This is a genomic window from Streptomyces sp. NRRL S-495 (genome assembly GCF_000966955.1).
Taxonomy (GTDB): Bacteria; Actinomycetota; Actinomycetes; order Streptomycetales; family Streptomycetaceae; genus Kitasatospora; species Kitasatospora purpeofusca.
This window is the reverse complement of the sequence record NZ_JZWY01001050.1, coordinates 1-4723: the sequence shown is the minus strand read 5'-3', so window position 1 is coordinate 4723 and position 4723 is coordinate 1. Positions and strand designations below refer to the sequence as shown.

Below are 4723 nucleotides of genomic sequence, written 5' to 3'. Positions count from 1 at the left end.
GTCGCGGGGTGTGCGGGTGCGGGCATGTCGGCCAGGACGGTGAGCCGGCCGGCGCGGTCGAGGTGGACGACCTGGCGGGCGAAGGAGAGGGTGAGGTCCACCGAGCCGTCGGGTTCGACGGCGATGTTCTCGGGCTGGCGGCCCTGGGACAGATCGAAGTGGGCGACGATCCGGGGCTGCGAGAGCGGTGGCGCGACGGCGACCGCCGGGGTCGCGGCGAGCAGCGCCAAGGCGATGGCGGCGACCGGCACTGCTCCCAGCACCCGGTCGGCAAGAGCGGTACGGGGAGTACGGGCGACGGAGGACACATGGACCGCACAAGAGCCGTGAGATGCCGGGCACTTACGGGCAGGGCGGAAGGGGCGAGGCACGGTGGTACTCCTCGGGGACGGCGAACGGACGGGGCGGCGTCCCCCGTCGGCAGAGCACGCCCGATCCTGCCATCCGGGAGGCAGCGGGCTGTGCCGCCACGCGGATCACCCGATCCACCCCACCGGGGCGACGCGCGGGCGTTTCGACGGCTGGGGCCCGCCACCGGCTTGTCCAGGGCCGGTCGCGGGCCGCCGATCCCCACCCGAATTCGATGCCCCTGTCACCGGGTGAAGTTCCCTCAGGGAGTTGACGGACAATCAGATTGCGACCGCCGACTCCTCCATCTCCTCCTCCACCCCGGGCCCCTCCCCGCGCGCCACACCGACCCGACCGTCCCGACCCTCGACAGCCCCCGCGCCGACCGCGCTCGACGCCGCCGCCCGGCCGCGCCGTTCGTACAGCGCGGCTCCGACCACGAGCGCACCTGCGGCCGCCAACCACAGCACCAACGTCAGGAGATGACCACCGAAGCCGGCACCTCCATCGAAGTAGAGCAGACTACGAGCACCCTCCAGGAAGCCCGCACCGGCCCAGAAGGAGTGCAGCCCACCGAAGAAGCCGTTCTGAAGCTCCGGCCGGTAGACGCCGCCGGAACTGGTGAAGTTCAGCATCACGAACAGCACCATCATCGCCAGCGTGGTCCACCGCTTGAGGAAGGTGTGGAGTCCGATGCCGATCCCGATCACCCCGGCCGAGTAGAGCCAGCCGAGCGCCCAGGCCCCGGCCAGGTCGTGGTCCACCACATGGAAGACGGGCCCTGCGGTGAGAATCCCGATCACGCTCACCGCCAAGGACACGCCCAGCCCGACCAGCACCCGGATCCGCATGGCCAGAGCCGCACCCGCCGCACCGATCACCGCGACGCTGCCGTAGGAACCGATACTGAGCGCGACCAGCAGGAAGAACAGGCCTTGACCAGTGGGGTCGCCCTCGCTCGGGGTGGTGAGGTCCGTGACGGCCAAGGGGACGCCCTGCTGCGCGGTCACACGCTGGAAGACCTTCTCGGCCGCCATCGCCGAGGTGTCCGAGTTGGCCTTTGCGACCAGTAGTTCAGGGTGGCTCGTATCGGGGAGGAAGGCGCCGACCAGGTCGCGGTCCCGCAGTCCCCGTTCGGCGGCGCCCCGGTCCGGCAGCGTGGTGACGTCCAACGCGTCGCCCGCCCTGCTCTGCACAACCCCGGCCAGCGCCCGCGCCTCCGGGGTGGCGCCGACGACGGCGACCTTCAGATGGTGCGGCTCGGGCTGGTGGAAGGCGCCTTCGTAGGCGAGCGCCATACCGAGGCACATCAGCAGCGGGGTGAGCAGGTGGAACGCCAGGTGCTTGAGCGAGTGCCCCACGGCGGGCGCGGCGGCTGTGGTCCGGGGTGTGCTCATGAAGTTCGGTCCGTCCTCCGGCGGTCGCCAGTGAGAGATGGCAGTGAAAGATGGTAAATGCAACTATCTAGATGCAGTGTACAACCACCTCGGGGGCGGGCCGAAGCCCGCCCCCGATCAGCCCGTCCCCGCAGAGCGGCGACGCCACCAGCGCCAGGCCCGTCACCCCAGGTCGAAGACCCCGTACGAGAACCCGTCCGCCCGCAGCTCACCTGCGGCTTCGATCCGCACACCCTGGACCTCCAGCGGGGTGACCCGGCCCACCCGGCCCGCCCTTCCCACCCGGTCGGCCCAGTCCGACGCACCGACACCGTCCACAAGTCCGCCCAACAGCCCGTCGAGCGGGAGAACCGCCGGTTCCCGCCGCGGGTTGATCACCACCAGGTACCGCCCGGCCCGGGTGTACACCAGCGGGTACCCCGCGTGCCGGACCTCCACCGAGCCCCGCGCCCCGAGCCCCGGATGCTTGCGGCGCAGCGCGATCAGCCGCCGCACGGTGTGCAGCAGCGAGGTCGGGTCGGCCCGCTGGGTGGCGACGTCCGGCCGGCGCGGGTCCGGATCCACCGGGAGGTAGAGCCGTTCCGCCGGGGCGGCCGAGAAGCCCGCGTTCGGACCGGGCGCCCACTGCATGGGCGTGCGCGAGCCGGCCCGGTTGTACGTCGGGCCGAGCACGCTGCCCTCGACATCGGGGAGGTCCGGCACATAGCGCATGCCGATCTCGTCGCCGTAGTACACCGCGGGCAGGGTGGGCCAGGTCAGCACCAGGGCGAAGGCCGGGGCGAGTTGCTCGGCGGTGCGCGGGCCGGTCGCGAGCCGGGAGAAGTCGTGGTTGGCGGTGGGGAGGGCGATGTGCCCGGCGCCCTCCGTCAGTTGGGCCGCCGAGCGCCAGGCGTCCAGGAACACCCGGGGTGTACCGCGCCCCTCGGCCTCGAAGTAGCACGGGCCCTGCTTCCAGAACTCCTCCACTGTCCCGGCGTTGTTGTTCCAGAGCGAGCGCAGCGGCAGGCCGTGGTCCGGGCCGCCGAACTGGAGCAGGAAGTCCGCGTGGAAGCCCGCGGCGACGGCGGCCGCCGGGTCGCCCCATTCGGCGAACAGCGCGGCCTGCGGGTGGTCGCGGTCGAGCCAGTCACGCAGCTCGCTCCAGAGCTTGCCCGTCTCGGCGAAGCCCGGGTCGTCCTTGACCAGGGAGGACGCCATGTCGACCCGGAAACCCGCCAGCCCCAGGCCGAGCCAGTGCGCCATGATCCCGCGCAACGCGGCGCGATTGGCGCGAGGCCCCTCGGCGTCGACGGGCTGGCGCCAGGGCTGTTCCGGATCCTCGCGCCCGTAGCCGAAGTTGAGCGCCGGCTGGCACTCGAAGAAGTTCGGCCGGTACCAGCCGGCCCGACCACCCGGGGAGGCGACGAAGCCGTCCACCGGCCGGTCGGACCAGATGTAGCGGTAGTCGGACGGATCCTCGGCCGAGGCCCGGAACCAGGGGTGCTGGTCGGAGGTGTGGCCGGCGACCAGGTCCAGCAGGATCCGGATGCCCTTGCGGCGCGCCGCCTCGACCAGGGTGGCGAGGTCGTCGGCCGTGCCGTAGCGCGGGGCGGGTGTGAGGTAGTCGGTGACGTCGTACCCCGCGTCGCGGAAGGGCGAGGCGAAGCACGGGTTCAGCCAGACCGTGTCCACGCCCAGCCAGGAGAGGTGGTCGAGGTGCTCGGTGATGCCCGCGAAGTCGCCGATGCCGTCGCCGTCGGAGTCGGCGAAGGTCTGGGGGTAGATCTGGTACAGCACGGCGTCGCTCAGCCAGTCGGGGCCGGGGCGGGTCGAGGTCATGGGTGGGATCCTCCTACCGGGTGCCGGGGGCTACCGATTCTCGTCGAATCCCCGTCGCCCCAACAGTCCGGCTCGGCCACTCCCGGACCGGCGCGGGACTCCTGGAAGGAGCCCCCAGCCGTGCCGCGCGCCCTCCCGAGCCCCTCCCACTCCTTCGCGCCCCACGATTGGCACCCGCCGTGTCCGGCATACCGCCCCGCAAGACGTCGCACCCCGTGACCGGCCCCTGGAGAGAACGACGCCGACGCACCCGCCTCCGGACCCGTCACTCCTACTACCGAGGCGCGCAGGCCTCCGTGAACGCCCGGGCCCGGCGGGTGATCTCCGCCCAGTCCCCGGCCGCGACGACCTCCGGCGGCACCACATCCGTCCCGGCGCAGACGGCGAGTGCTCCGTGCGCCAGGAACTCCGCCGCGTTTCCCGCGTTGACACCGCCGGAGGCGACCAGCGGGACATCGGGGTACGGGCCCCGCAGATCCTTGAAGTAGCCGGGACCGAACGCCCGAGCCGGGAAGATCTTCACCGCCGCGGCACCGAGGTCCACCGCCTGGGCGACCTCGGTCGCGGTGAGGGCGCCGAGGATCACCGGGACTCCTGCCGCGTGTGCGACATCCGCCACCTCGGGCCGCAAACCAGGCGTGACCAGGAAGGACGCCCCGGCAGCGAGCCCCTGCTCGGCCTGGTCGGCGGTGAGCACCGTCCCGACCCCGACCCGGTGGCCGGCCTGTGCCGCCCGGTGCAGGTGGGTTGTCACATCGGGTGTGGTGAAGGTGAATTCGGTCCAGGTGATACCGCCCTCGGCGAGCGCGGCGCAGAGCGCGGCGGCGTCCGGGATCCGTGGCGCACGGACGACCGCGACCACCGGGGAGGCGGCGAACGCGGCCCGCGCCGCCTCCGCCATGGCGGCAGCGGAGGACGTGCAGCTCCCGGTGCCCAAACTCCCGGGGCCCCGGTTCCCGGAACTCGGGCGCCCTGAACCCGGGCTCCCGGAACTCGGACCCGCGGGCTTCCGATCCACGAAACCCGCTTCGACCGACCTCGGACCAACTGAACTCGAATTCACGGCGTTCGCTTCCATTCCACTCGGATTCGCTGGGCACCCTGATTCACTGGGCACTCTGATTCACGGGAACCGGCCCCGCCGCCCGCCACCCCACCGC

3 protein-coding genes and 1 pseudogene are annotated in these 4723 nt (G+C 72.2%); all 4 read right to left on the bottom strand.

The genetic code is table 11. The features are described 5' to 3' along the window. Positions 1 to 263: pseudogene (locus tag VR45_RS38720) on the bottom strand (hypothetical protein); the annotation flags it as partial. Between the two features lie 366 nt (positions 264 to 629). Next, positions 630 to 1745, bottom strand: coding sequence for a membrane protein (locus VR45_RS38715; RefSeq protein ID WP_045944649.1), 1116 nt, complete (start codon positions 1743 to 1745; stop codon positions 630 to 632). A 162-nt stretch (positions 1746 to 1907) separates the two neighbouring features. After that, a complete protein-coding gene (locus VR45_RS38710) occupies positions 1908 to 3563 on the bottom strand; it encodes an alpha-amylase family glycosyl hydrolase (protein ID WP_045944648.1) in 1656 nt (551 codons plus the stop codon). Positions 3564 to 3837: 274 nt separating this feature from the next. After that, on the bottom strand, positions 3838 to 4464 hold the full coding sequence (locus VR45_RS38705; protein ID WP_045944647.1) for a bifunctional 4-hydroxy-2-oxoglutarate aldolase/2-dehydro-3-deoxy-phosphogluconate aldolase: 627 nt from the start codon (positions 4462 to 4464) through the stop codon (positions 3838 to 3840). Positions 4465 to 4723 lie beyond the last annotated feature (259 nt).

What these genes read in the sequence shown, in the direction of transcription:
- VR45_RS38715 (WP_045944649.1), bottom strand. Translation starts at nt 1,745, where the DNA reads ATGAGCACACCCCGGACCACAGCCGCCGCGCCCGCCGTGGGGCACTCG.
- VR45_RS38710 (WP_045944648.1), bottom strand. Translation starts at nt 3,563, where the DNA reads ATGACCTCGACCCGCCCCGGCCCCGACTGGCTGAGCGACGCCGTGCTG.
- VR45_RS38705 (WP_045944647.1), bottom strand. Translation starts at nt 4,464, where the DNA reads ATGGCGGAGGCGGCGCGGGCCGCGTTCGCCGCCTCCCCGGTGGTCGCG.